Source organism: Actinomycetota bacterium (assembly GCA_036280995.1).
GTDB lineage: Bacteria > Actinomycetota > CALGFH01 > CALGFH01 > CALGFH01 > CALGFH01.
This window is the reverse complement of sequence record DASUPQ010000059.1, coordinates 1-3,507: the sequence shown is the minus strand read 5'-3', so window position 1 is coordinate 3,507 and position 3,507 is coordinate 1. Positions and strand designations below refer to the sequence as shown.

Here is a 3,507-nt window from a genome sequence, read left to right as displayed (position 1 = left end):
TGACCCTGGAGCGGCTGCGGTCGGCGGGCAATGCCAAGGGCGTGGCCGCGCTGGAGGCGATCGGCGGCGACCCGGCCCGCTGGGACCTGGGGGCCTGGAACACCAACATGGCCTGGGCGTTCAGGACGAATGTGCCCACGCCCAACCTGGACCGCAAGCTGCTGTTCCCGCTGGCGCTGTCGTCCCCGCTCTACACCCTGCGGGAGCTGTACACCCTGTTCGCAGGGTTCCAATGGTCGACCGCGGAGATGTTCACCGAGCTCAAGGCCTACGACGCCCGCCGGCTGGACCCCCGCTTCGAGGTCCCGTTCTTCCTGTTCCAGGGCGAGCGCGATGTCGTCACCGTGACGTCCTTGGCCACCGGGTACTTCGAGGAGGTCGAGGCGCCGACCAAGGAGCTGGCGCTGATCCCCGACGCCGGGCACTTCGCGGCGTTCACCCAGCCACAGCGGTTCCTGACCGAACTGCGCACCCGGGTTCGACCACTGGCGGCCCCGCCCAGTCCCGCATCCATTCGGGAGCCCTGACGCTGCTGGCACGGTCGCCGGCGGGCCGCGACACCTGACCTAGGCGGGCAGCCCTCGTTGGGTGTCGGTGGTGGCCTGGGCCGGTGGGGGAGCGCCGGGCCATACCCAGTCGCGGACGTCGGGGGCGTCGTCGCCGACCTGCCGGGTCCAGGCGCGGGCGCGCAGGCGCTCGTCGGTCATGTGCTGGCGTAGCGCCGCGGCCCGCTGGGCCAGGCCCGGGACCCGGTCGATCACGTCCATGACCAGGTGGAAGCGGTCCAGGTCGTTGCGCATGACCATGTCGAACGGGGTGGTGGTGGTGCCCTCCTCCTTGTAGCCGCGGACGTGCAGGCCGGCGTGGTTGGTGCGCCGGTAGGTGAGGCGGTGGATCAGCGACGGGTAGCCGTGGTAGGCGAAGATCACCGGCCGGTCGGTGGTGAAGAGGGCGTCGAACTCCGGGTCGGGGAGCCCGTGGGGGTGCTCGGAGACGGGCTGGAGGCGCATCAGGTCGACCACGTTGATCACCCGCACCCGCAGCTCGGGCAGGTGCTCGCGCAGCAGGGCGGCCGCCGCCAGCGTCTCCAGGGTGGGGATGTCGCCGGCGCAGGCCAGCACCACGTCGGGGTCGCCGTGGTCGTTGCTGGCCCACTCCCAGATGCCGAGGCCGCGCGCGCAGTGCAGGGCCGCCTCCTCCATCGACAGGTACTGGAGGGCCGGTTGCTTGCCGATGACGATCACGTTGACGTACTGGCGGCTGCCCAGGCAGTGGTCAGCCACCGAGAGCAGGCAGTTGGCGTCGGGGGGCAGGTAGACCCGGATGACCCCGGCCTGCTTGTTGACCACCAGGTCGAGGAAGCCCGGGTCCTGGTGGGAGAAGCCGTTGTGGTCCTGGCGCCAGACGTGGGAGGAGAGCAGGTAGGTGAGCGAGGGGATGGGCCGGCGCCAGGGAATGCGGTTGGTCGTCTCCAGCCACTTGGCGTGCTGGTTGAACATCGAGTCGACGATGTGGATGAACGCCTCGTAGCAGTTGAACAGCCCATGGCGGCCGGTCAGGGTGTAGCCCTCCAGCCAGCCCTGGCACAGGTGCTCGGAGAGGACCTCCATCACCCGCCCGTCCGGGGACAGGTCCTCGTCGCCCGGCCCCGGCTCGGCGACCCAGGTCCGGTCGGTGACCTCGAACACCGCGTTGAGGCGGTTGGAGCTGGTCTCGTCGGGGCCCATCAGGCGGAAGGTGGTCGGGTTGGCAGCGATCACGTCGCGCAGGTAGCCGCCCAGGACGCGGGTGGCCTCGGCCGTGGCCGCGCCGGGCTCGGGCACGTCGACAGCGTAGGCGCGGAAGTCGGGCAGCTCGAGCTGGCGCAGCAGGCGGCCGCCGTTCGCGACCGGGTTGGCCCCCATGCGCCGCTCACCGGTCGGCGCGAGGGTGGCCAGCTCGGCCCGGAAGGCTCCGGTCTCGTCGAACAGCTCCTCCGGCCGGTAGGAGCGCAACCAGTCCTCCAGGGCGGCCAGGTGGTCGGGCCGCTCGGCCAGGCCGGCCAGCGGCACCTGGTGGGACCGGAAGGTCCCCTCGACCTGCTGGCCGTCGACCTCCTCCGGGCCGGTCCAGCCCTTGGGGGTGCGCAGGACGATCATCGGCCAGCGGGGCCGGGTGGGGTCGTCCTCGGCGCGGGCGTGACGCTGGATCTCGTGGATCTCGGTCACGACCTCGTCCAGCGTCGCCGCCATCCGCTGGTGCATGTCCTCCGGCTCGGACCCGCTCACGAAGCGCGGCGCGTAGCCGTAGCCCTCCAGCAGCGCCCGCAGCTCGGCCTCGGGGATACGGGCCAGGATCGTGGGGTTGGCGATCTTGTAGCCGTTCAGGTGCAGGATCGGGAGGACGGCACCGTCGCTGATCGGGTTGAGGAACTTGTTCGAGTGCCAGCTGGCCGCCAGCGGGCCCGTCTCGGCCTCCCCGTCGCCGACCACGCAGCAGACGAACAGGTCGGGGTGGTCGAAGGCGGCGCCGTAGGCGTGCACCAGGGAGTAGCCGAGCTCGCCGCCCTCGTTGATCGACCCGGGCGTCTCAGGCGCCACGTGGCTGGGGACGCCGCCCGGGAAGGAGAACTGGCGGAACAGCCGCCGCAGCCCCTCCTCGTTCTGACCGATGTGCGGGTAGACCTCGCTGTAGGTGCCCTCCAGGTAGACGTTCGCCACCAGCCCCGGGCCACCGTGGCCGGGCCCGGTCACGTAGATGGCGTCCAGGTCCTCCCGCTTGATGACCCGGTTCATGTGCACGTAGACAAAGTTCAGCCCGGGGGTCGTGCCCCAGTGGCCCAGCAGGCGTGGCTTGACGTGCTCGGGGCGCAGCGGCTCGCGCAGCAGCGGGTTGTCGAGCAGGTAGATCTGGCCCACGGACAGGTAGTTGGCGGCCCGCCACCAGGCGTCGATGCGATCAAGCTCCTCGGGGTCCAGCGGACCCCGGCCGGCCGTCAGGTCGACTTCGGCGATATCGGCCATGGCAACACCCGTGATCCTAGCGACGGACTCCCTTCCTCCCGCCCTGAGTATGACCATCGAAGGGGTCCGTATTCACCCGGCCGTCATCCCCGGCTCCGGTCCCGGGCGGCCTGTTTCCGGCCGCCTTCACCGATGCACCCTTCCGCAAGTAAGGTCGAAGCGCCACCATGCGCCCACGGGCAAGGGAGACGAACATGTGGCGTGCAGGCGCCGGAGGCTGCCTCTACGGCCGCGGAGGGCGATGAACCGGCCGGCCGCTTCCTCCTCGCTGGGGGCGGGGCCGCCGGCGGCCGCCCCGCCGGCCGACCCGTCGCTGGCGGACGCGGCCGAGGTGGCCAGGTCGCTGGGCAGCGACCCGGCCTCGGGCCTCAGCTCGACGGAGGCCGCCGAACGCCTGGCCCGCGCCGGCCCCAACCGCCTGGAGGCCGCCGCCCAGGTGCCGACCTGGCGCAAGCTGCTCGCCCAGTTCGCCGACCCGCTGATCTACCTGCTGCTGGCCGCCATC

At 71.5% G+C, this 3,507-nt stretch carries 3 protein-coding genes; 2 read left to right on the top strand and 1 reads right to left on the bottom strand.

Annotation, left to right across the window (positions count from 1 at the left end):
• On the top strand, positions 1 to 527 hold a 527-nt coding region (locus VF468_01655), incomplete at its 5' end, for an alpha/beta hydrolase (GenBank protein ID HEX5877026.1).
• A gap of 39 nt (positions 528 to 566) precedes the next feature.
• On the opposite strand, the gene VF468_01650 is transcribed toward VF468_01655, so the two are convergent.
• A complete protein-coding gene (locus VF468_01650; protein HEX5877025.1) occupies positions 567 to 3,002 on the bottom strand; it encodes a phosphoketolase family protein in 2,436 nt (811 codons plus the stop codon).
• Positions 3,003 to 3,243: 241 nt separating this feature from the next.
• Here VF468_01650 and VF468_01645 point away from each other — a divergent pair.
• The coding region (locus VF468_01645) for a cation-transporting P-type ATPase (GenBank protein ID HEX5877024.1) at positions 3,244 to 3,507 on the top strand (264 nt) is incomplete at its 3' end.

Excerpts from the sequence above, each read along its gene's own strand:
- VF468_01650 (HEX5877025.1), bottom strand. The coding sequence starts at position 3,002 with ATGGCCGATATCGCCGAAGTCGACCTGACGGCCGGCCGGGGTCCGCTG.